General features: G+C 60.1%; 22 protein-coding genes. 9 read left to right on the plus strand and 13 right to left on the minus strand.

Annotated elements, in window-relative coordinates:
* The first annotated feature begins 95 nt into the window (after positions 1–95).
* On the plus strand, positions 96–1394 hold the full coding sequence (locus NL154_RS23575; RefSeq protein ID WP_221164061.1) for a GGDEF domain-containing protein: 1299 nt from the start codon (positions 96–98) through the stop codon (positions 1392–1394).
* A gap of 649 nt (positions 1395–2043) precedes the next feature.
* On the opposite strand, the gene NL154_RS23580 is transcribed toward NL154_RS23575, so the two are convergent.
* Positions 2044–3225, minus strand: coding sequence for an MFS transporter (locus NL154_RS23580; RefSeq protein WP_210632017.1), 1182 nt, complete (start codon positions 3223–3225; stop codon positions 2044–2046).
* A 154-nt stretch (positions 3226–3379) separates the two neighbouring features.
* Here NL154_RS23580 and NL154_RS23585 point away from each other — a divergent pair, with 154 nt between their 5' ends.
* Entirely contained in the window at positions 3380–4294 is a 915-nt protein-coding gene (locus NL154_RS23585; RefSeq protein WP_434734303.1) for a LysR family transcriptional regulator, read from the plus strand.
* A gap of 779 nt (positions 4295–5073) precedes the next feature.
* A complete protein-coding gene (locus NL154_RS23590) occupies positions 5074–5712 on the plus strand; it encodes a hypothetical protein (RefSeq protein WP_434734358.1) in 639 nt (212 codons plus the stop codon).
* 99 nt (positions 5713–5811) lie between these two features.
* On the opposite strand, the gene NL154_RS23595 is transcribed toward NL154_RS23590, so the two are convergent.
* The 6 genes from NL154_RS23595 to NL154_RS23620 all read right to left on the minus strand — a co-directional run bounded on the left by NL154_RS23595 (position 5812) and on the right by NL154_RS23620 (position 12286).
* The gene (locus NL154_RS23595) at positions 5812–7410 is read right to left on the minus strand and encodes an MFS transporter (RefSeq protein WP_434734304.1); all 1599 of its coding nucleotides are present in this window, start codon (positions 7408–7410) and stop codon (positions 5812–5814) included.
* Positions 7407–7850 (minus strand): DoxX family protein, encoded by a 444-nt coding sequence (locus tag NL154_RS23600; protein ID WP_434734305.1) that lies wholly within the window; start codon positions 7848–7850, stop codon positions 7407–7409. Before NL154_RS23600 ends, NL154_RS23595 begins: the two co-directional genes overlap by 4 nt.
* Positions 7851–8012: 162 nt before the next feature.
* Positions 8013–9995: an amidohydrolase gene (locus NL154_RS23605; RefSeq protein WP_434734306.1), complete on the minus strand. Its 1983-nt coding sequence runs from the start codon at positions 9993–9995 to the stop codon at positions 8013–8015.
* Complete coding sequence (locus NL154_RS23610) at positions 9995–10282, minus strand: XapX domain-containing protein (RefSeq protein ID WP_434734307.1); 288 nt, start codon at positions 10280–10282, stop codon at positions 9995–9997. Before NL154_RS23610 ends, NL154_RS23605 begins: the two co-directional genes overlap by 1 nt.
* Positions 10283–10347: 65 nt before the next feature.
* Positions 10348–11037, minus strand: coding sequence for a hydrolase (locus NL154_RS23615; protein ID WP_221123497.1), 690 nt, complete (start codon positions 11035–11037; stop codon positions 10348–10350).
* A 316-nt stretch (positions 11038–11353) separates the two neighbouring features.
* Positions 11354–12286 carry a VOC family protein gene (locus NL154_RS23620; protein WP_434734308.1) on the minus strand — a complete coding sequence of 311 codons (933 nt, stop codon included), beginning with the start codon at positions 12284–12286 and terminating at the stop codon, positions 11354–11356.
* A gap of 113 nt (positions 12287–12399) precedes the next feature.
* On the opposite strand from NL154_RS23620, the gene NL154_RS23625 reads away from it, so the two are divergent.
* Positions 12400–13299, plus strand: a complete 900-nt coding sequence (locus tag NL154_RS23625) for a LysR family transcriptional regulator (RefSeq protein WP_085781364.1) — start codon at positions 12400–12402, stop codon at positions 13297–13299.
* A 49-nt stretch (positions 13300–13348) separates the two neighbouring features.
* Here the strand turns inward: NL154_RS23625 and NL154_RS23630 are convergent, their stop codons facing one another.
* The 3 genes from NL154_RS23630 to NL154_RS23640 all read right to left on the minus strand — a co-directional run bounded on the left by NL154_RS23630 (position 13349) and on the right by NL154_RS23640 (position 16186).
* On the minus strand, positions 13349–14077 hold the full coding sequence (locus tag NL154_RS23630) for a gamma-glutamylcyclotransferase (protein WP_434734359.1): 729 nt from the start codon (positions 14075–14077) through the stop codon (positions 13349–13351).
* A gap of 176 nt (positions 14078–14253) precedes the next feature.
* Entirely contained in the window at positions 14254–15090 is an 837-nt protein-coding gene (locus NL154_RS23635) for an alpha/beta fold hydrolase (protein ID WP_311044469.1), read from the minus strand.
* Between the two features lie 691 nt (positions 15091–15781).
* Positions 15782–16186: a hypothetical protein gene (locus NL154_RS23640; RefSeq protein WP_210632026.1), complete on the minus strand. Its 405-nt coding sequence runs from the start codon at positions 16184–16186 to the stop codon at positions 15782–15784.
* A 291-nt stretch (positions 16187–16477) separates the two neighbouring features.
* On the opposite strand from NL154_RS23640, the gene NL154_RS23645 reads away from it, so the two are divergent.
* From NL154_RS23645 to NL154_RS23665, 5 genes are all read left to right on the plus strand, one after another.
* Positions 16478–17371 (plus strand): alpha/beta fold hydrolase, encoded by an 894-nt coding sequence (locus NL154_RS23645; RefSeq protein ID WP_434734309.1) that lies wholly within the window; start codon positions 16478–16480, stop codon positions 17369–17371.
* 121 nt (positions 17372–17492) lie between these two features.
* Positions 17493–18590: an extracellular catalytic domain type 1 short-chain-length polyhydroxyalkanoate depolymerase gene (locus tag NL154_RS23650; protein ID WP_434734310.1), complete on the plus strand. Its 1098-nt coding sequence runs from the start codon at positions 17493–17495 to the stop codon at positions 18588–18590.
* Between the two features lie 336 nt (positions 18591–18926).
* The gene (locus tag NL154_RS23655; protein ID WP_210632029.1) at positions 18927–19364 is read left to right on the plus strand and encodes a curlin; all 438 of its coding nucleotides are present in this window, start codon (positions 18927–18929) and stop codon (positions 19362–19364) included.
* Positions 19365–19426: 62 nt separating this feature from the next.
* Positions 19427–19825, plus strand: a complete 399-nt coding sequence (csgH, locus tag NL154_RS23660) for a curli-like amyloid fiber formation chaperone CsgH (protein WP_434734311.1) — start codon at positions 19427–19429, stop codon at positions 19823–19825.
* A gap of 171 nt (positions 19826–19996) precedes the next feature.
* The gene (locus NL154_RS23665) at positions 19997–20410 is read left to right on the plus strand and encodes a curlin (RefSeq protein WP_221147049.1); all 414 of its coding nucleotides are present in this window, start codon (positions 19997–19999) and stop codon (positions 20408–20410) included.
* 65 nt (positions 20411–20475) lie between these two features.
* Here NL154_RS23665 and NL154_RS23670 read toward each other — a convergent pair whose 3' ends face one another.
* From NL154_RS23670 to NL154_RS23680, 3 genes are read right to left on the minus strand one after another with little or no spacing between them, the layout of a single operon-like run.
* Positions 20476–21510 carry an L-idonate 5-dehydrogenase gene (locus NL154_RS23670; protein ID WP_434734312.1) on the minus strand — a complete coding sequence of 345 codons (1035 nt, stop codon included), beginning with the start codon at positions 21508–21510 and terminating at the stop codon, positions 20476–20478.
* A gap of 9 nt (positions 21511–21519) precedes the next feature.
* A complete protein-coding gene (locus NL154_RS23675; protein ID WP_210632033.1) occupies positions 21520–22926 on the minus strand; it encodes a TRAP transporter large permease in 1407 nt (468 codons plus the stop codon).
* Positions 22927–22930: 4 nt separating this feature from the next.
* Entirely contained in the window at positions 22931–23503 is a 573-nt protein-coding gene (locus NL154_RS23680) for a TRAP transporter small permease (RefSeq protein WP_210632034.1), read from the minus strand.
* Positions 23504–23578 lie beyond the last annotated feature (75 nt).

A 23578-nucleotide genomic window follows, 5' to 3' on the forward strand; every position in this document is an offset into this window, starting at 1 on the left:
CGCGCGCAATCTTGTTTACAAAATATCAACATACGAATCCCGATGCGAGTGCGTAAGCCTTGCCGAGCTTTGCATCGCGGCTAGTTAAACCAGAGATGAGTGATGCCAAAAGCACTTCCTCTGAAACCTCTGCAGCCGGGTCTGTGCCGCCACGGCCGTTGACCGGCGCAATGGTGGATGAGGTCGAACGTCTTTTATCGGGCCGAACCCGCGATATCCGCCTGACGGGCGAACTGCGCCGCCGTTTTGATGAAAGGCTGTGGCGGCAGACGGCGAAGGTCATCCGCTCCTGGATGATTTGGGTCGCATTTGTCGATGTTCTAACGCTGGCGCTGAACGCCCTCCTGCTTCCCCGGCAGATCGTTCTGTCGATGATTGCGCCCGCCTGCCTTTTGCCGCCGGCAGCAATCTTCACCGCGGTCGTCTGGAACAAGCCGCGGCCGGCGGCCGTTCAGCGGGCGTCGCTGCTTGTGGGAATGTCCCTCATTCTCCTCTCGGTCGGGCTCGTCGGCGTTTTTGCCGGCGGCGAATTTTACGAGCGGCATTTGAGCATCATGTTGTTCGTCGCGACGAGCGCAATCACCATCTTCAGCGTGCCGCTGGCCTGGACGACCGCAATCGCCTGTTATGCCCTTTGTCTCTACTTCATCCTTCAATGGCACAACCCGCTTTTGGAAGCGGGCAGCGTCGTCGCCGCGACCCTTTTCTTTTCCTGTGGGATCATCGCGACGGTGGTCGCCAGGCGAACGATGAACATCCTGGCGCAGAAGACATTTCTCCTGGACTGCAGGGATCAGCGCCGCGTCGCGGAGCTTGCCGATGCGAACGCCCGATTGGAGCGGCTGGCCAGAACCGATCCGTTGACCGGAATCGCCAATCGCCGTTGGATGATGGAAACGCTCGAGGGCCTGTGGCGCAACGGCCGCGAAACCGGCGTCATCGCGGCCATGCTGATGTGCGACATCGATCACTTCAAAGCCCTGAACGATCGGCTTGGCCACAGCGAAGGCGATCGCTGCCTCGTCAAGGTTGCCGGCATCATCCAGAGCTGCGTGCGCGCCGATCGCGATCTCGTCTCGCGACATGGCGGCGAGGAGTTTCTCATCGTGCTTCCGGATGTCGATGAAGAAGAGGCCGTCGCAGTCGCCAGGCGAATACGCGAGAGCGTGGAAGCGGCTGCCCTGCCGAACCCGGCCTCCAGCGTTGGGCCCTCGGTGACGCTGAGCGTCGGCGTGGCGTTCAAGTCGGCTGTCGACACAGATGTTTCGTTGGCCAGTCTCCAGCACGAAGCCGACATGGCGCTTTATCGCGCCAAGGAAGCCGGACGCAACCAGGTCTCGATCTTTCGTCGTCCGCCTGCTGTCGGGCAGGCCGCCGCACGACGCCAGGGGTAGCGGATAGGCAGATCGATCAGAGCTCCTTCTCCCGAACAATCATCCAGCCCGCAGCCGACATAATCGACGATCGCGGGAAGGCCGGGTCTATGGCCACTCGGGTGATCGAGATCATCGGATCACCAGGATCAATACCATTGCGAAGGCGCAGATGAAGCCGGTGACGCTCAAGCCGAGCGTCAAATATTCGGCTGCCTTTTGCCCGTGAGGACCAAGCTCCACGTTTCCAAGCACCGCCGCGAAGCCTCCGGCTAACCAGCTCGCCAACGTCAATATGCCGAGGAGAAGCGCCCAATGTGTTGCTGTGTCAATCGTCTTGCTCCCGTTACGGCTAGTTTTCCTCGCAAGGGAAACGCTCCTGCGCGTCTGATCAGTAACCACGTAGCCGCCGTTTTGTTTCCGTGCGGTATCTGCATTTCGTCCAAAGCCGCCAACCAGTTCTTCGGCCAGGCAGCGATCGTCTCAAAACCACGCCCGTTGATCGCCAGCGGCCGAGAAACGAAATTTCGCCCCCCGGGCGTCAGGCCTCCTCCGGCTAGCTGATGCGGTCAAGCGCGGAAAACTGGCCCGCGTTCAACGTAGACATGGGAATTCTCCTGGGTGAGATCCGATAGGTGCGACCCGGCGCCCAACGCGCCGGGTCGCTGTGTTAGGCTGTCTTCAGGGCCGGAACCGCGCGACGGTCGAGAGCGCTGCTCCACATGGTCAGCAACAGAGCGATGACAACCAGGATGGCACCCACCCAAGGGGTCGCACCTAGCCCAAGCGGGGATTCCACGACCAGACCGCCCAGCCATGCGCCGATCGCGATGCCTAGATTGAAGGCGGCAATATTGAGAGCCGATGCGACATCCACGGCACCCGGACGGTGTTCTTTGGCCAGTTTGACGACATAGAGCTGGAGGCCCGGCACGTTGCCGAACTGAAGGAACCCGAGCGCAGCAAGGGTGACGATCGCCAGAACCGGCGAGGCCGCGGTAAAGGTCAAGATGACAAGGACAATGGCCTGCAAGATGAACAGACCGATCAATGCCTTGACCGGGTTAAGGTTGGCGATCCTGCCGCCGGCAATGTTGCCGATTGCGATTGCGATGCCGTAGAGAACCAGAATAAGGCTGACGCTCTCCTCGGAGAAGCCGGTGATTTCCTGCAGGATTGGCGCCAGGAAGGTGAAGGCGACGAAGGTGCCGCCGTAGCCAAGCGCTGTCATTGCGAAGACGATCAGCAGACGGCCGGAGCCAAGAACGCGAAGCTGATCGAGCAGGCTTGCCGGCGGCGCCTTTTTGAGCGTGTGCGGCAATAGGGCTGCAATGGCGAGGAAGGCGATGACGCCGAGTGCGGCAACGGCCCAGAAGGTCGCGCGCCAACCGAGGATCTGGCCAATATAGGTGCCGAGTGGCACGCCGGTGACGATGGCAACTGTCAGGCCCATGAACATCATGGCAATGGCCGAAGCGCGGCGGTTCTCCTGCACGAGATCGGCGGCAATGGTCGAGCCGACCGAGAAGAACACGCCATGGGCGAAGGCGGCGATCACCCGGGCCACAAGCAGCAGATCGTAGCCCGGCGACAACGCCGCGATTGTATTGCCAACGATGAACAAGGCCATCAGGCCGAGCAGCAACGGCTTTCTCTCGATTTTGCCGGTGAGCGCCGTCAGGATCGGCGCGCCAAAGGTGACGCCGAGCGCATAGACGCTGACGATAAGCCCGGCAAGCGGCAGGGTAATGTTGAGGTCTGTGGCAACGGTCGGCAAAAGACCGACAATCACGAATTCTGTGGTACCGATCGCATAGGCCGCGATCGTCAAGGCGAAGATTGCTAAAGGCATAATAAATTCCTCTCCGCTCGCCGTTAAGGTGGCGGTTGCAAAGACAGCAGCGCTGTCAGACGAAGTTGTTGACCGCAATATGATTGAAGGGGACTCTCGTGATAATTGGCACTATTGAACAATCAGATTTGAATTGAATTCACAGGACAGAACGATGGATAATCGCGCTGGTGAAATGGAAGTATTTGTAAGTGCGGCGGAATTGCAGAGTTTTTCGGCGGCCGGACGGCGCCTGAAGCTTTCGCCCTCGGCGGTGAGCAAGCTTGTCACCAGAATTGAGGACCGGCTCGGGACCCGACTGCTCGTCCGCTCAACCCGCACGATGACGCTCACGCCGGAAGGCGAAGTTTATCTGGAGAGAGCCCGGCGAATCCTGGGCGACATTGCGGAGACTGAACGGATCGTCGCGTCTGGCGGAAAAATGGCGCCGCGAGGGATCCTCAGGGTCAATGCCTCCGTTGGCTTTGGCGAACGCTATCTCCTCCCGCTCGTCCCGAAGTTCCTCAAACTCTATTCCGAAGTGCAACTCGACATATCACTTACGGACGGCGTCATTGGCTTGATCGAAGAGCGGACCGATGTTGCGATCCGTTCAGGCCCCATGGAAGATTCATCACTGAAAGCCCGAAAACTCCTTGAGAGCCGGCGCGTCATTGTTGCATCTCACGCCTATCTGGATGCCCATGGCAGACCAAAGACACCGGCCGATCTCGCTGGCCACAATTGCCTGACTTTCAATTTCCGCCGAACACTCAACGAGTGGCCGTTCCGAGCGCCGGGATCGACCGAGATGTATCGGTTGCCCGTATCCGGCAACAGCGCGGTCAACAGCGGAATGGCCATACGCAGGCTGTGCCTTGCCGGCGTTGGTTTGGCCCGGATCGGCCAATTCCATGTGGAGCCAGAGATCGACGCTGGGTTACTCGTTCCCGTGCTGGAAGACTACAATCCTGAAGACATCGAATTGATCCACGCAGTATTCGTCGGGTACGAGCACCTCGCAGCCCGCATTCGCGCTTTCATAGATTTCCTTGCGGAAAATGTCGGCAAAGATCGTTCGCCGGAATAGATCATCTGAAACTCGCGAAAGGTAAGTTTCAAATACATGGTCTACCCTAAAATACGGCATCAAGCCTGACCGCTTTTGCCCAGCTGCCGAGTGGCGACGTCCGCCAGTCTGTTCTGGCGGATCTCGGCCGACCCAATCTCAGGCCTATGCCGAAGCAAGTCGGTTGTGCATTCTCGAGCGGCTAATATTCCCACCGCCGCCCATCTGTCGCTTGCCCTAAACCCTGACCATACGCTTGCCGGGATTTGGACCCCGTTTCCGGCGTGGGCGTCTTTCTGTTGATTGGCGCCTCTACTGCCCTATTCAAGCGAGGGGAAGACAACGACCGGCAATCGGTTGTCCTGTCACGGTACGGGCGATCCTCTCGAGTGTCCGACCTACTGCACGTCAGCGGCTTGGCCCCCGGCTTTCTGCCTAGGTTGCGGGCATTCCTTACACCGCAGATTTCAAGGGCGCCCGTCAACGTGGACATAGACTCGAGGGAGTTGGTCGGAGCCTCGGCGATGTCCTCAATGGCCGCGTTCTTAGGGTAAAACCCGTCAATGCAGTACGAAGTCAAGCCGATCAAATCGCTGGCCGATGGCGGTGGAAGGACTTGAGCGGCCCCGCCGCTTTAAAGTGGCTGATCCCTCACGGCAGGATGGGTGCCATGGCTAACAGAACGGACACATAGGCCCTGGTGGATCAAGCAAAATCGCCCGAATGTGCGAAGCGCCAAGGGCGGGCATCGGACAGGCAGCCGGTTGACGCTCGCCGCTTCCGGCCCCATCTGCTCAGGTATGCCCAACACGAAGACGAAAAATAAGAGCGATGATCCCGAGCTGATCAGGGAGTGGTCACTCCCCGTGGCGGCGACGCTCGGATCGGCTGTCAGGGTGAAGGGAATCCTGCAAGAGGTCCGGTCTCGCCTGCCTCCCGCGGTCAGAAAGTCGCTGAATATGCAGTCGGGCGAGCTCACCCTGGTCATGGCGGAGTCTTCGAAGACAGCGTTTCGCGCGACCTCGTCGATTGTAACCGAAGCGCTGCAGGATATCGCCAAGCTTCCGATCATTCCTCGCGAGATCGAGGACATCCTGGGGATAACGACCTCTGAAAGGAAGCGTTGGTTGGAGGACGGGCGTCTTCCAAGCGCTGGAACGAGAACCGTCCGGCTTCAGGGTCGAGCGCGGCGGATCACCTTCCACGTATTCAACCCACGGATTGTCGAAGACCTGCTCGACCGCGGGGCCGTGGACGAATGGCGTGAAGAAGACGCAAGGACGAAGGCAGAAAACCGCAGACGCGCCGACTATCATGCGAAGCTGACGCGTTCACTGAAGAAACAAGAAAAAGTCAAACAGGCTGATGCGAACGCTGACGACGCCGCGACCGGGCTGAGCGGTTGGGACGAGTTCGGCAGCGAAGGCCTGCTTTGGTAGGATTGGCGGCAATCGCAGCGGCAATTGACCGCTGCGGTTGCCTAGCTTGCCAATCGATCTGGCGGCGGCCGCCGTAGCTGCCACCTCCATACCGCTGTGTCATGCCGCCGCGGACCGGTTGATTGCCAAGAAGTGCCGGACGACGGGTTTCTCAGGACCGGCATGGTAAGCCAGAACCTTCCCCTGCAGATCGGCGTCGGCGTTCGAGACCCGCTTGTGCTGACGAAGATGTTCAGCCCAGGATTCCACCATGAACCACTCGACGATCTTCTCAGGGTTCGCCGAGTCCTCAGTGACACCCCATCCGTAGGCACCATCGCGGCGCCGCTCCCTGGAAAGATGTTCGATTGCGTGCAGGAAGGCTGTGCGGTGCTGTTTCTCGACCTTGTACTCGATCAGGATCAGCACCGGGCCGCGGTCATGGGCGATCGGTTCGGCAACAAGCGGCTCCGGCCAGTGGTTGGACGGCACCAGGTCGGCATCGCCTGAGGGAAGCTTAACTCGGTGCATGATGGACCCGGCGATGAGCAAGCCGGCAGCTCCGATGAGCAAGGTCGACTGGATGCCGACAGCTTCGCCGACAGCACCCCAGCCGAGGCTTCCTACAGTCATCGCACCGTTGAAGACGGTCAGATAGACAGCAAGACCACGACCACGCACCCAGTTCGGGAGCACAGCCTGGGCGGTGCCGTTGAGCGTCGTCAGCGCCGTGATCCACGCTCCCCCGAGGAAAAGGAGGACGATGATCGCAACCCACTTTGGTGGAGCGAGAGCAAGCAGACCCATGACGGCTGCTGTGACAAGCGCGGCGCCGAGAAGCAGTCCGTCCGAGCTCAAGCGTTCACGCAGCTTCGGCATCACCAAGGCTCCGCCGATCGCACCAGCACCGACCGCACCGAGCAGGATGCCGTAGAAGCTCGCATCACCACCGAGGAGTTGGCGGGCAACAAGCGGAAGTAGAGCCCAGACTGCGCTGGCGAAGGCAAAGAAGATCGCCGCCCGCATAAGCACGACATGCAGCGGCTCGCTCGCGCGGGTGTAACGGAGGCCAGCTCGGAACGCACCGAAGAAGTTCTCCTGAAGCGCATCGTTGGAGTTCGTTGCCCGCGGCCACCAGACAAGAGCTGCGATCACGACGATATAGCTGACCACGTCCGCACCATAGGTGATCCCGGCTCCAAAGGCTGCGAGAAGCAGGCCGCCCGCGGCAGGGCCAATCGAGCGGGCGATGTTGATGCCCAGCGAGTTCAGCGCCACTGCGCTCTTCACGTCGCCGCGCTTCACGAGTTCCGGCACTATCGCCTGCCAGGTGGGCCCCATCAGCGCAGCACCGATCCCGCCGAGGAATGTGAGACCGATCAGCGCGCTGACGGAAAGCATGCCCGTCTGAGAGAGAACCATCAGCGCCATGCTGACAGAGGCGAGTAGCACCTGCACGGCAATCAGGAACTTGCGGCGATCGAGGATGTCGGTCAGAACGCCTGCGGGGATGGCAAGCAGGAAGATCGGCAGGGTTCCAGCAGCCTGGACCATCGCGACCGCAGCCGGCGATGCGGACAGATCCGTCATCAACCAGGAGCTTGCGACATCGCGCATGAAGCTTCCGGTGTTACCAATAACGGTCGCGATCCAGAGGACAGCGAACACAGGCTGTGCGAGGGGCGCGAAGGTTCCCCCGGGTGACTTTGCGGCGCTCATTTGCCTGCTCCCTTGGTGAGGTCGAATGCTGTAACGAAGACGAATGCGCCTGCGAGGCCGAGGTGCTCGAAGAAGGCATTGGTGGCCATGATGCGGTCAATCCCAGGCGCCATCTCCCAGAAGCGAAGGGCGATGAAGGTTGCAAGTAGGGTGAAGCCTGAAAGCGCAAGCGCGCCCGCCCAGCGCAGGAAACCCGAGATCACCATGGCGGAGGCAATCAGCTCGAATACGATCACGGCGATCGCGAAGAACGCGGCGGGATGCAGACCGAAATGATCCATCTCAGCCAGTGCACCGTTGAAGTCGAAGATCTTGGTGAGCGGACCCTGGATGTAGGCTGCGCAAAGAGCCAGCAGCGACGCCGTCCGCACCACAGGCGATCCGACGACGCCTGCGACGCGGCTCCGGATTGGATTGGATGATTGAGATTGGTATGTCATGTCGGCTCCTGTATGTTCGCCGCGAGCGGCTGTGTTGGTTGGAGCGATATTTGCTGGTTTTGGCATTGCCAACAATTGCAGCAATAGTTTCGATTTAATTGCAAAAACAGCAATTATAAAGCGACTCTCGGGCGGCAGTTGGCCACCCGAGCTGAATGTTCGTCAGACTGCCCAGCAGGAGCAGCCGAGAGCGCCGAAGAAGCCCTTGAGGTCGGTTATCGGGAGCTTGGATGTCCAGGCTCCGGCATGGTCGTGGCCGTGAACGCTGCAATCGTTGGCGCATCCGCATGTAGAGATAGCGGTGCGGCGCAGCGAACGAGCGCCCGCGCCTTCCGGTTCGCCCCAGGCCGCATAACCGCCGAACTTGCGGACAGGCGACCAGTCGGGCATCGCGGGCGGGATATCGTTCTCGTCAAGCGTCTTGAACTCGCCCGCGCCGTAGACGATCTTGCCGCCGACCATTGTCAGCTCCGAAACAAGGAAGGAGATCTCGTCCTCGGCGCAGGAGAAGAAATCCTTGTCCGGCACCACGAGATCAGCGAACTGACCCTTCTCGATGCGGCCTTTCTTGCCTTCCTCGTTGGAGAACCAGGTCACTTTCTCGGTCCACATCCTGAGCGCCGTCTCGCGGTCGAGGCAATTGGCGCGCGGATAGAGCTGCATGCCGCCGACGGTGTTGCCAGTCACCATCCACGACAGCGAGACCCACGGATTATAGGAGGCGACGCGGGTGGCATCGGTGCCGGCCGAGACGTTCACGCCTTTGTCGAGCATCTTCCTGATCGGCGGTGTCGCTTCCGCCACGCCGTGCCCGTAGCGCTCAACGAAGTATTCGCCCTGATATGCCATGCGGTGTTGTGTGGCGATGCCACCGCCGAGGGCGGCGATACGGTCGATCGAGCGATCCGAGATAGTCTCGGCATGGTCGAAGAACCAGTTCAATCCTTCGAGTGGAATGTCCCTGTCGACCTTCTCGAACACGTCGAGGGCACGGGAGATCGTCTCGTCATAGGTGGCGTGCAGACGCCACGGCCAACGGTTTTCCGCCAGGACGCGGACAACCTCTTCCAGCTCACCTTCCATTTCCGGAGCCATCTCCGGACGGGGCTGGCGGAAATCCTCGAAGTCGGCGGCCGAGAACACAAGCATCTCGCCCGCACCATTGTGCCGGAAGTAGTCGTTACCCTGCTTGTATTTGACCGACTGGGTCCATTTCAGGAAGTCCTGCTTCTCTTCCTTCGGCTTCTGGGTGAAGAGATTGTAGGCCAGCCGAACCGTCATCTGGTTCTCGTCGGACAGCTTCTGGATGACCTCATAGTCGTCAGGATAGTTCTGGAAACCACCACCCGCGTCGATCACACCTGTCACGCCAAGGCGGTTCAACTCGCGCATGAAGTGGCGGGTAGAGTTGACCTGGTAGTCCAGCGGAAGCTTAGGCCCCTTGGCAAGCGTCGAATAGAGAATGCCTGCATTCGGCTTGGCCAGCAGCATACCGGTCGGATTGCCGTTGGCATCGCGGGTGATCTCGCCTCCGGGCGGGTTCGGGGTGTCACGGGTGTAGCCGACAGCGCGGAGAGCCGCACCGTTGAGCAGCGCACGATCATAGAGGTGCAGAAGGAACACGGGTGTGTCAGGCGAGACAGCGTTGATCTCGTCGAGAGTGGGCAGCCGCTTTTCGGCGAACTGATGTTCCGTGAACCCGCCGACGACGCGAACCCACTGCGGCGCGGGCGTGATCGCCACCTGGCGCTTCAGCATGTCCATCGCGTCGGCGAGCGAGCGCACGCCGTCCCAGCGCAGTTCCATGTTGTAGTTCAGGCCACCGCGAACGACATGGGTATGATTGTCGATAAGGCCGGGCAGGACGCGCTTGCCCTTGAGGTCGATGATCTTAGTGCTGGAACCGGCCAGCGCCATGATCTCGCTGTCGGATCCGACTTCCAGGAACAGCCCGTCCTTGATGGCGATTGCCGTCGCATTCGGATTGGTCCGGTCAAGGGTCGTCACGCGGCCATTGTGGAGGATCAGGTCGGGATGCATAGTGTCTACTCCGGTCTGTCTGGGATCGGCAGCTTTCGCTGGTGAGAAGAGGTTCGAGAAGGCCAAGCTCGATGCACCTCCGAGAAAGGATCGACGCGTGGTCATCAGCCCCGCTCCTCTACACTCGCCTTTGCCTTATGAGCAATGTTGATACGGTCCCCGCCCCTCGGAAGGTGACCGAAGATGTGCGGCTTGATCTGATGAATCCATGAGATCGCCGCCGGCTCGTTTCTCCAAAGCGTCTTCGCGAACGGAATAATTTGTTCGCCGACAAGGATTCCGAGAAGGCCGACCAGGGCAATGACAGGCGGTGCTGGTGATCGGACGTTGAGAAGGCTGTAGACGGTCCCGACGAGCAGGCCAGCGCCAAGCGACATTAGATAGATTTTCATGAGATGTTCTCCAATCAATGAACGGACCGCTCCGATGGGGTGATCGGAGCGGTCTGATCAGACTGTTACTTCGCGGGGTTCGGGCCGATGCGCTTGCCGTGCTTGACGCGTTCTTCTGCGCCATGAACCATCGTGTAGGCGTAGTCGATGCCCATTCCGTACGCGCCCGAATGCTCCTTTACGAGGGCTGTGACCGCATCGTAGGTCTCCTTGCGGGCCCAGTCGCGCTGCCACTCGAGCAGGACCTGCTGCCAGGTGACCGGAATAACACCTGCCTGCACCATGCGATCCATCGCGTATTTGTGTGCGTCCGCGGACGTGCCGCCGGAAGCATCCGCGACCATGTAGATCTCGTATTCCGGGACATCATGGAGAGCCGAGAGCGCGAACGTCGTGTTGCAAACCTCGGTCCACAGACCGGAGACGACGATCTTCTTGCGGTCCTCGGCGGCGTTCTTCGCCAGCGCCTCGCGGACGTTCTGGTCATCCCAGGAGTTCATCGAGGTGCGTTCGAGAAGGTCGTTCTCCGGGAAGACAGCAAGCAGTTCCGGATACGTGTTGCCCGAGAAGGATTGCGTCTCGACCGTCGTGATCGTGGTCGGGATGTTGAAGATCTTGGCGGCCTTGGCGAGGCCGACGACATTGTTCTTCAGCGTCTGACGATCGATCGATTGGACCCCGAATGCCATCTGCGGCTGCTGGTCAATAAAGATGAGCTGGCTGTTTGCGGGGGTCAGGACTTCGAGCTTGGACATGGTCACTTCCTCTTCCGTTGTTTGGACCGCCTGTTGCGGAGTTATAAATGTGCAGCAGCAATCGATCGGCCGCCGTGCGACGTTCGTTCTGCAATCCTTGAAGTGTTGCTGGATCCTTATCGGAGCCGCTCACTCGTTGTCTTGGCTGCTGGAAAGACACTTACCGCGCAGATGGTGCACAAGGAATTGCAATAAGAATTGCTATTGAATTGCGACTTCTGCAACAATCGCGAACGCCAGTGCTGCTGAATGGAAAGCGCCGCGGCCCTTTCGGAACGCGGCGGTCTTTATCGCGGTTTTGCCTGGAGATTGCTGCTCATGCCGTCAGCGGCACAAGGTTGGATTGGATCTCATCGCGGTAGTCCTCGTATCGGCTCGGGAGCTTGAGCGCCTCGCCAAGGTGCGCCGTGTCCTCGTCCCGGTTGAAGCCAGGCTCGTTCGTGGCGACTTCGAACAGTATCCCGCCCGGCGTGCGGAAGTAGATCGCCCAGAAATAGTCGCGGTCGATGACGGGCGTCACCTGATAGCCTGTATCCATGAGAGCTTTGCGCACTTCGAGCTGCTTCTCGCGGTTTTCGACGGCGAACGCGATGTGGTGCACCGAACCTGCGCCCGGACGCGCAAAAGGCGTCTTCGGCAACGCTGCCAAATCGATCGTGTCCGCCCCATTGCCGTCGGGGATATTGAAGCGGGTCACGTCGCCCTCTTTGTCAGCGCGCTGGTAGCCCATGAAGCCGAGCAGTTCTTCGGTCGCAGCGGTGTCGTGCAGACTGAATCTTGCGCCGGCGAAACCGCGAATTGCCGCACCGTCGGGAATTCCATCGGCAACCCAGGGTGCCCGCTTGTCGTCGGAGGATTCAATGAGAGCAAGGGCGTCGCCGTCCGGGCCCATGAAGCGAAGCCGGTTGGCGCCAAACACGGTGTCGAGTTCCAGTCCGTCCACGCCCTGCGCGGTGAAGCGGTCCTGCCAGAACTTCAGCGAACCCTTCGGCACTGAGAACTGTGTTTCGCCAACTTCGCCGACACCCGGGCGGCCGAGCATCATGTTCGGAAACGGGAAGTAGGTCATCACTGTCCCGGCCGACCCCGTCTCGTCACCGTAGTAGAGGTGATAGACGCTGGGGTCATCGAAGTTGACCGTCTGCTTCACGCGGCGCAGACCAAGCGTATCGGTGAAGAAGCGATTGTTCTGCCGCGCGTCCGATGCCATCGAAGTCACGTGGTGTAATCCCTTGATGTCCTTAATCATGAAGATGCCTTTCAGTGGGCATTGAAATTGTTCATCTGAAAACTACGCCCGTTGATCGCCATCGGGTATTGCAATATTCCTCTCGAGTGAATTGCAAATCCTGAAACAATGACATGAACGATTACAAAGCCCTTAGAACCTTCCTGCTCGCCGCCGAGAAGCGAAATTTCGCCCAGGTCGCCCGCGAGTTGGACATGACGCCGGCGGCCGTCACACGCGCGATCGCCGCACTCGAGGCGGAACTTGGCGTGCAGCTTTTCGTGCGCACGACAAGGCAAGTCTCGCTGACGACTGACGGCGCAATCTTCGCCGCGCAGATCCAGCCAGCGGTGAAGACGCTGGAAGAAGCGCGCCGCGAAGTTATGAACGCACACAAGGCTGACGAAGGGCGGCTGCGGATCAGCGCGCCGACGTGGTTCGGCAAGACCGTGCTGCCGCCGATCCTGTCAGGTTTCAAGGAACGCTATCCGAAGATGAGCTTTGAGATCTCCTTGTCCGACGGTTTGGTGAATATCGTCGATGACGATTACGATCTGGCGATCCGCATCTCATCACAGCCTTCGGACAAGTACACGATCTGGAGAAAAATCAGGGTAGTGCCGCGTATCCTGGTCGCGGCCCCGGGGAGCCGTTTCGCCGATATGCAACATCCCAACGAACTAAAGCCAGACGACTGCCTCGCCTATAGTGGCGAAAGCCGGCGCGAGAACTGGCTATTGTCCGACGGTGGCTCAAGCATCACGATCTCGGCGGGTCGGGCCTTCAGCGCCAACAGTGGCGAGGTACTGGCCGACATGGCCGCCGACGGTGCAGGTGTCGCACTGCTGCCAGGATTCAACATCGCCGATCACATCAGGAGCGGTCGTCTCGTCCACGTCTTCAAGGGATGGGCGCCGCCTGACCTGTGGCTGACGCTGTTTTACCCGCCGTACCAAGCGCTTCCACCACGCATCGCTTCATTCTCGAAATTCTTCGAAGAGCAAGTCGCGGCGCAGATGGTCATGCTGGATTGACGTACACCGCCGCGCATCATCACGGATCCTCAGGAGACTTACACCTTCCTCAGATCGAGCCGTCCTGTGAAAGCGCCCTTAGTCTCGCGGCGACGATTTGCTGTAGCTGCCACAGGTTTCGATCGAAGATGTTCCGGTCCGCCAGATCCAAGACCGTCCGATGCAGGTATTCCGCGCAGGATCCAGCCGGTCCGCATGCCTGAGCGATCAACACTGCGGCGTCATCGAGCGGTATCTTCTCCGTGAGCCGTGATCGCTTCGTGCTCGCCCAAAATGTGAGCGCGCGGCGTCTACCGGTCGGTGTCTCGACCGAAACCCATCGCACCATGTCGCACACCTCGGCATATCGGATTTCGCGCGCCAGAAGCGTACGCAGATCCTGCCTTTTCGTGGCGCAGGGGAGCTTCAGGACGACGCCAGAGCAACTCCCTCCCGGCCGAAGCGCCAGCATCAGACCCGGCGCATCGGAGGTGGCCCTTAGCCGTTCTATCCTCAACGAGAACGCACGATGCCACCCGTACGCAATGGCTTCTTCACTTGTCGCTACTTCGAAGCCCGGGTTCCACATCAAAGACCCATAAGCGAACACCCATATCTCCTCGTCACCAGCCTCCCGCTCCACTCTGCTGACGAGTTCATCGAGTCGCTGACCCGAGATTGGAGTCCATCTAGGCTCTGGGCCCTCGTCCTCGACCGGCTTGACGGTTTTGGCTACGAGGTCCGGGGTCAGTTGCATGGCAACAGGTACCGGTGTCTTGGCGGTGGTTGTTTTTCGCATGGTGGCAATTATTTCAACGAGATAAACGCCGAAGGACCATCGCATCCGGCAGTTCTTGGCTGTCGTCTGATCAATTAACGGGGACTGTCTCTATCGAAGAGGGTAGCGCGCCGAGCGCCTGTGGATCTTTGTGAGGCGACGGGTGCGTGGGAGGCCGCACCCGTCGCCAGGACCGATCAGGCCTGGACGAAGGCCAGCAGGTCGGCGTTCAGCACGTCGGCATTCACGGTCAGCATGCCATGCGAGAAACCCGGGTAGGTCTTCAGCGAACCTTTCTTCAGAAGCTTCATCGACTTCAGCGCCGAGTCCGCAATCGGAACGATTTGGTCGTCTTCCCCATGCAAGACGAGCGTCGGAACGGTGATTGCCTTCAGGTCCCCCGTCTGGTCGGTTTCGGAGAAGGCCTTGATACCATCGTAATGGGCCTTGGCGCCGCCCATCATGCCCTGACGCCACCAGTTCTGGATCACGCCTTCCTGCACCTTGGCGCCTTCGCGGTTGAAGCCGTAGAACGGCCCGGCCGGAACGTCGCGAAAGAACTGCGCGCGGTTGGCGGCAAGTGCCGAGCGGAAACCGTCGAACACTTCCATCGGCAGGCCTTCGGGATTGGCCTCTGTCTTGAGCATCAGCGGCGGCACGGCCGAAACGAGAACCGCCTTGGCGACGCGGCCGGCAGGTTCGCCGTGCTTGGCCACATAACGGGCGACCTCGCCGCCACCGGTGGAATGACCGATATGGACGACATTCTTCAAGCCGAGCGCCTCGACGACGGCAAAGGCATCGGCTGCGTAATGGTCCATATCGTGACCGTCGGCCACCTGGGCGGATCGGCCATGGCCACGCCGGTCATGGGCGACGACGCGAAAACCTTTCGACAGGAAAAACAGCATCTGCGCATCCCAGTCATCGGACGACAGCGGCCATCCATGGTGGAACATGATCGGCTGGGCATCCTTAGAGCCCCAATCCTTGTAGAAGATTTCGACGCCGTCTTTGGTGGTTACATATGGCATGTTCTTGGATCCTTCGATTGGGTTGATGGTAGGCGCCGCATTGGCTGCGAAACTGAGAGAGGGTGAAATTGCCATGGCTGCTGCAGCGGCGCCAATGGACAACAGCGCGTCGCGGCGGGTCATGGAATGGCGAGGTTGGGTCATCTTCGTCCTGCGATTTCGTTATTGAAAACTTCAGCTAACTTGTGTTCGTCTGACGGGGGTAATATTGCCGTCACATCCTCACATCCACAATTGCGGGAATAATTGCGAGTTTATTGCGTCGCGTGAAATAATGGGAGGTCTGGCCCGGGCCTGACGTGCTCCTGTCGTGAGGCCATCTGTTTTTCCTGAAGCAGGCGGCGGACGGCATACAAGATGAGCCCGGTGCCAAAAGCGTCACCGTGGCTCACTTCCGATCGAACGGATCGCAGCCTGCCAGCAGACGCGAACGCGTTCATATCCTGGCGATCGGATTGCTAAACGGGCCTCAGAGCATTCTAGGAGATCTCCGCCCTCGCGGAGCCGATGTGACAGCGATCGGCTGAATCCAAGACGTCGCAGCCTGGCACGATCCGCATTTGGCCGCGTCGAGCAAGGGTTGCCAGCCAGGCTCGAAGCTCCCGGTCATTCTCAATGCAAAAGCAGGAGACGCGCGAGGAAAATTCGAACATGCAACTGGCAACCGAGATAGTCGCTCATCCCGATTGGATCAGCTCGCCCGGGAGACGCCGGCCGGCCTCGAAACCTCGCTGCCCGAGAAGATGATGACGGCGAACATCAGCACGCCGGCGAAGGCGATGAGCGAGGAAATGGCGACAATCGGTTCCACCGCCGTGTTTCCGGAAAGCATCAGATAAAGGGACGGGATCAGCACCGCGACACCGAAGGTGTAGACGACGTACTGGATCATCGCCAGGCGCTTCTCGGCCTTGTGTGGGTTGAGCGCGTGGTAAACGCCGAAGAGCGCCATGGTGACCCAGCCGAGCAGGTTGGCGTGGGCATGGGCCCCGGTCGGTGCGTGATTACCTGAGATCGACATGTGAAGGCCGATCGAGATGCCGGCGATCAGAAAAATGATGGCGGTCTTGAAGTAAAGATTTGCGATGCGTGGCATTGTTTTTCCCCTCTGTAGCCGACGAAACCTAGCATGTTTTCAAGCTTCTGAGAACGAGCGCATTAGAGATCTTTGGAGCGCCAGCCCGTTGCCGAGTTACAGTAGAAATAATGCCGGGAAGCGAGGCGACATTGGATGACATTGCCGGCGGGTGAAGCGGGTTAACCCCGGATGACAGCCGTCAGTGGAACTTGTTACGGCGGCTTGGCGCGGGCCTGGCTGGAAGAGGTTGGTCGAACTAAGCCACAAGCATCGCGGAACCGAGAACCAACCGCGGGCGTTTGTTGGATCATGTTGAAGCAGCAGGCATTTCGCCCCCGGATCGGCACGATTTACCAGATTGACAAGCACCAGGTGCATGTTCTGGAGAGCGGCGACTTGAACGCAAGACCGGTCCTTGTCCTCCATGGCTGTGGGAGCCTGGCTGAAGAGGTTCTGCTTCCGTTTGCTCAGAGCCCGTTCCGAATGGTGGCCCCCGATCGTCCGGGCTACGGTTTCAGCAGCCCTCTTCCTCTCGCTGAACGAGGACCGGTAGGCCAATCCTTTTGGCTCGAGCGCCTAATCGATGCAATGGACCTGCATTGCGTATCGATCGTAGCCCACTCCATCGGCAGCGCACCGGCACTTCATCTGGCCGCGCGCCGGCCGGAACTGGTGAACGGATTGCTGCTGATTTCGCCGTGCTGCAGGCCCGTCCCACCGAAACCGCTGCCCGTCCTCCGGGCGGCAGTTGCCCCGATAGTGGGATCCCTGATCCGTCAGCACGTAATCAGCCGATGGGCAGTGTTTTTTCTCGAGCGTGGTCTGCGGTCGTCATCCTTTCCAAACACGTCACCTCCCCAGCTGTCGGTGTTGCCGGCCGCTCATATGGTCAATCCGGGCGCAATTGAAACAATGGCTAACGAGCTGCGGGCCTTCAACAAAGACATGGAACTTCTGCCGCAGCTGCCCGGCAATCTTCCATTGCACGTCCTGTTCGGTTCGGAGGATCGCATAGTTCAGCCGGCCTGGCATATCGATGGCCTTCGGCAGAAGCATCCGGGGCCGACGGTCAGGGTGATCGAGGGCGTCGGCCACCTTCCGCATCATGTTGTGCCAGCCGTAGCCCGACAGATGCTGAGCGACCTTGCGAGGGAGCGAGTACAGCAATCTTCTGAGCGGCAGCATTTGGCTGGTGTCGCGTGAGTGGGCCCTTGAATGATCGCCTGCGGTTTGCTGCGCCGCGAAATTATTTTGCATCGCAGCAACTTTTCGCCATCACGTTGGTTAGAGTCGAGCTTCGTGCCTGAAACGCGAAGGAAACCACATGAAAATCCAGCGTTCACAATCGCGCCGTCTGAACGAACTTCGCAACTTCGGAAACAACCCCGGCAATCTCAAAGCTTTCATATACCAACCGCGCAATCCCCTTCCCCTTGCACCGTTGGTCGTCGTCCTTCATGGCTGCACGCAAAATGCCGATGGGTACGACCGGGGCTCCGGCTGGTCTCGGCTTGCCGACGAAGAAGGTTTTCTGCTGCTTTATCCCGAGCAGCAACGCGCAAACAACCAGAACCTTTGCTTCAACTGGTTCCAGCCTGAAGACACCCGGCGAGGTACTGGGGAGGCTCTGTCGATTTACCAGATGATCATCGCAATGGTCGCCGCAGGTCAAATCGACCCCGCCAAGATATTTGTCACCGGGCTGTCCGCCGGCGGTGCGATGAGTGCCGTCATGCTGGCGACCTATCCCGAGATCTTTGCCGGTGGCGCCGTCATCGGCGGATTGCCCTACGGCTGCGCAGCGACGGTGACCGCCGCCTTCGAACAGATGCAGGGAAAGAGGGTATCGCCGCCCGATGAGCTGAAGCGAGTTGTTCGAAACGCATCCGAACACGACGGCCCTTGGCCCACTTTGTCGGTCTGGCACGGCACTCATGATCACACTGTCAAGCCGCGCAACGGCGATCAGATCGTCGAGCAGTGGCGACGGATCCATGCACTTCAGAAGGCGCCGGCCATAAAGAATGTCAACGGTAACAAGCGCAAGATATGGGTGGATTCGGCAGGTCGTGAGGTGCTCGAGCAATTCGAGATCGCCGGCATGGCGCATGGCGTGCCGCTCGCGACGCGTGGTGAACGTGGCCTCGGCGTCGAAGGGCCGTTCATGCTCGAGACCGGCATATCGTCAACAAGGGAAATCGCCCGTTTCTGGCAGATTCTGCAACATGACGGCAGAGATGAGGTCGAGTCGCTCCGGGTTCACAATAGCGGCGGCGGCTTCGATGGGGAAATCATCCTGCCAGGGGCAGTCGTCGAGGTAAGGTCTCCTTCCGGCAAAGAAGGCCCCGAAAGCCAGCCAAACTCAAGTTCGATAGCGCGCACCATTCACAATGCACTCAAAGCCGCGGGTCTTGTTCGATGACTTTACGAGGATCCCGTCCCGGTCTGAGGGGAGGGAACCAGCCGCACCGAGTGTGCGGTGATCAACAAAACGGATAGGGCGCACCAGCTCTCTTCGGCCACGGCGTCGGTCGGAGCCTTGAAGTGCTAGACTAAGCGCATTTGCTCGGGCGCGTAAAAATGGCCATCGGAAAAACCACGAGGGGTATCGATTTGAACAAGGTCATCTGGCCGCGAGGAGGGCGCCGATCTCCGCGAATGAACCCCGACTGAATGGTGCCTTCAGCTTTCGTTCCGAAGGGAGCGTCTAGAAGAAAGACGTTCAACCGCGGTCTTATCCGCCTGAGGAGACATATTCATGATCCGCACGTCTATCATTGCAACCGCACTCGTCGCTCTCGTCGGCATTACCGCCGCCGGCCCCGCCATGGCCAATGATGTTCGTATCGAACAATATGGCTGGTCTAACTCTGCCGGCGGGGCACAGGAAGGATACGAAAACCGGATCAGAACCTACCAGAACGGTGGCTACAACCGGATTCTCGGCCGTCAATATGGTCATCGAAATCTTTCAGCTGTCGGTCAGGAAGGCAACGACAACTATGGCGCCACCTATCAGCGTGGCAACCGCAACGTAGCGGGAATTGGCCAATTCGGCTCCAGCCATACGACCATCCTTACCCAGGACGGTAATGGCAACATCGCGGCCGGCGTCCAGGTTGGCCACGGTTGCAGCGCCAATGTCAGCCAGGGCGGCAACGGCAATGTCGCGGCCTTCGTCCAGGCCTGCCCGTAGGCGGCTGCAAATGCGGTGAAACAGGTCAAGATCGCAACAGCAGACCATCAGAGGAAACGACCATGCCAAATAGCATCCAACATCCGCGCCGCGCGATGACGATTCTCGCGCTGGTCCTGCTTCCCGTCGGCGCGGTTTCCGCCATGACGACTGCCGACCCATCTGACGGCGCGCAGCTTTGCGAAATCAAAACAACCCCTGGGGCTGGTATGGTGAGACTGGACGCACTCGTCCACGCCGACATGCATGTCGGCGGGACTTACACCTTCCATGTCGAAAAAGTGGGAGGCGGCGGAAGCTCCACGATCAACCAGAGTGGCGATTTCGATGCCGCAGAGGGACGCACGGCAATTCTTGGTTCGGTCTCGCTCGACTCGAAAGGAGCCAAATACAAAGCCACGCTGGACGTCGTCGTCGGGGATAAGAGTTTCAGCTGCGCGAAGCAGATCGGCGGCAACTAATCGGCCTCCATGACCTGCAGTCTTCCTGAAAGGGCGCCGGTTTCCGGCGTCCTTTTGCATTCAATCAGGACGAAGCGACTGAACGACAACTGAACGGGCAATTCCGACTTGGTTCAGCTGCAGGATGCGAAAGTTGATCATCGGCTGAGGCAGCCGGAAATGGAGATCAGAATGACTCGCAATTTGTTTAAGATCCTTGCCATCACCCTTCTTGCCGGGAGCCTCGGCCAAGTAGCCGTGTCTGCGCCAGCCTATGCCGGCGGCCGGATCTCGCTCAACCTCGCACCGAACAATGCCCAGGATGCCGGACTTTTTTCAGCGGGGCTGCGCGTCTATTCGCTCTACCGAGGTCTGAAAGATGCTGACATCCGGCAGCGGGGCTGGGGTAACGCGGCCGCTATCGCTCAGGCTGGCCGCGGCAACCTGGGGTTCGTCCGGCAACGGGGCAATGGTCATTCCGCGACCTTGCAGCAGAACGGCAACAACAATGCCTATGGCATTTTCCAGTATGGGCGAAATACTGAAACGGACGTCGTGCAGGATGGGGATAACGGCGGTGGTGCTACCTTCAGCTATGGCTGGTAAGGCAGTTCACAAGGCTGGGGCGCGACCAGTCAGCGCCCATACCTCTACGGCGAATATTTAAGCCGCTAGAATGTAAGCTGCACCTTACAGGCGACCGCACGGTCGCCGGCAAGGGTGAAGGCTGCGGCGACTTCTTCCAAGGGTAAGCTGTGGCTGATGATCGGCAGGACATCGATCTTGCGGCTTGCGATCAGCCCCGCGGCAGTGGCGAATTCCTCGTGGAACCGCTGCGTGCCGTGGATATGTAGCTCCTTGCCGACAATGGCGTTGAGTGGGACCGGGATCTCGCCGGTGACGCCGACCTGCACGATCGTGCCGCGCGGCCGAATGGCGGCGATCGCACTGCGGATCGCGGGTGCGGCGGCCGAGCATTCGAAGACGAGATCGAAATACCCTTTACCCGCCTCGAATTCGGCAAGTGCCGCAGCCGCGTCGGAAACATTGATCGTGCGGCTGGCGCCCATCGCTTTGGCCCGTGCGAGCGCCGCATCGGCAAGGTCGGTCACCACGATCTCGGCCGCGCCATGATAACGGGCGGCGGCAACCATCAGGCAGCCGATCGGGCCGGCGCCGGTGACGAGGACGCGTTTGCCCGAGATCTCGGCGGCGCGCGATGCGGCATGCAGGCAGACGGCGAGCGGCTCGCTGCAGGCCGCTTCCGCGGCGGTCGTCTCGGCTCCCATTTCGAAACATTGCCGGGCCGGCACCACCAGCCACTCCCGGAACATGCCCTGCTCATGCGGCAGGCGCATCGCGCTTCCCATGAAGCGCATATCGAGGCAATGGATCGGCAGTCGCTTCAAGCAATATTCGCAATGGCCGCAGGGCTGGCTTGGATTGACTGCGACCAGCGTGCCGGCTTTGAGCTCGACCCCCTCGCCCGCTTGGCTCACCCTCCCCGAGGCCTCGTGGCCGGGAATGATCGGCTCGCGCACCCTGACCGGCCCGAAGCCGCCGTCCTGATAATAATGCAGGTCGGAGCCGCAGATGCCCGCGGCCGCCATCTTGAGAAGCACCTCGCCTGGACCGGGAGCCGGAACCGTGTCCATTTCGACCCTGAGATCGCCTTTTTGGTAAAGCCGCGCCAAACGCGTCTGCATCCTAGCCTCCTATCTCAACAGTCCGAGCTGCTGCGGCAGCCAGAGCGATACGGCGGGAATGAAGGTGATCAGGAGCAGCGCCAGGAACAGCGGCACGAGCCAAGGCACGATCGCCATCGTCGTGCGTTCGACCGAGAGCTTCGCCACCCGTGACAGCACGAACAACACCATGCCGAGCGGTGGGTGAAGCAAGCCGATCATCAGGTTCAGCGTCATGATCAGGCCGAACTGGACGGGATCGATGCCGAACTTGGCGACAATCGGCAGAAGGATCGGCACGAGGATGGTGATCGCCGCGATCGTATCCAGGAAGCAGCCGACGAAAAGCATCAGCAGGTTCACCAGGATCAGGAACACCCATTTATTGTCGGTGATCGACAGGATCGCATCCGACAGCAGCTGCGCGGCCTGGCTCACCGTCAAGAGCCACGCGAAGACCGATGCGGCGGTAACGATGAACAAAACGGATGCCGTCGTCTCGATCGTGTCGAAGCTTGCCTTGGCAAGCGTCGAGAGCGTCATCGTGCGGTAGCGCACGAGGCCGAGGAACAGCGACCAGAGCACGGCGGCGACGGCGGCTTCCGTCGGCGTGAACCAGCCCATCGTCATGCCGCCGATCAGGATGACCGGGGTCATCAGCGCCATGACGGCGGAGAAGCCGAAATACCAGTCGAGCGCCAGAAGCACGAGAAGGGCAATGCCCGCCGCGGCATTCATCGAGAGGCCGGCGCCCATCATCAGATAAATCGCCATAGGCACCATCAGGACAACGACGATTTCCATGCCGGCCGACAGGAGCTCGCGCACATTGAACGGCGCGTCCGAGCCCCAGCGCTTGCGATAGGCGAAGGCGGCGACGGTGATCATCATCAGCAGCGTCATGACGACGCCCGGCAGGATGCCGGCCATGAAAAGTGCGCCGATCGAGACGTTCGCCATCATGCCGTAGATGACGAAGGGCAGGGACGGCGGGAAGATCGGCCCGAGTGTGGCGGAGGCGGCCGTGACGCCGACGGCCGCTTCGACCGGATAGCCATGGTCCTTCATCGCCTTGATCTCGATGGTGCCGATGCCGGCGGCATCGGCGAGCGCTGTGCCCGACATGCCGGAGAAGATGACGGAGCCGATGATATTGACCTGCGCCAACCCGCCCTTCATCCAGCCGACCAGGGCGACCGCGAAGGAATAGATGCGGCCGGTGACGCCGGCGGAATTCATCAGATTGCCGGCCAGGATGAAGAAGGGCACGGCGAGCAGCGGAAAACTTTCGACGCCGGCGATCATGCGTTGGGCGACGATGATGTCGGGCGCCACGCCATAAAGGACGATGTAAAGCACGGAGGCGACGGCCATCGAAATGGCGACGGGTACGCCGACCAGCATCAGCAGCAGAAACGAGCCAAGAAGCAGCAGCATCGGGTCATCCTTCGACGGATTGGAATTCTTCCGGGCGCTCCAGGACGGAGTAGCCGCGGCGCATATTGGCGATGAAGACGATGACCGCGCGGATCAGCATCAGCACGAAGGCGACTAGCACCGAGTAGAAGACGATGTTGCGCGGCAGGTCGATGGTGACCATCTGCTCGTCGGCGACGATGTCGACGTAACGCCACATCAGGGTGCAGCCATAGGCGAAGAAACCGATGCGGACGATGTCGACGAAGGTCGCGAGCACGCGCGCCAGCCCTGCAGGCATATAGTGATAGAACACGTCTACCTGGATATGCCTCGAGGTGCGCACGCACATGACGGCGCCGAGAAAGACGACGCCGATCAGGCAGTTGATGGCGATTTCCTCGGTCCAGGCATAGCTGTCGTTCAGCACATACCGCGTGAAGAACTGCAGGAAGACGCAGCCGGCCATCAGCCAGAAGACGATCAACGTGATCCAGTCCTCGACGGCATAGTCCGAGACGTTCGCCGTCGGCGCATGCCCTTCGAATTCGTGACCGATTTCCTCGGCCGTGATTGGCGTGTGAATTTCTTGCGACATTTTCGGCCTTGTTGCGGTTGGAGAAGAAGGGCGCGGCGCTTGGGCTGCGCGACCTTCGTTCGTTGCTCGGCGGGA

This window comes from Rhizobium sp. YTUHZ044 (genome assembly GCF_051123975.1).
In the GTDB taxonomy this organism is placed as follows: Bacteria; Pseudomonadota; Alphaproteobacteria; order Rhizobiales; family Rhizobiaceae; genus Rhizobium.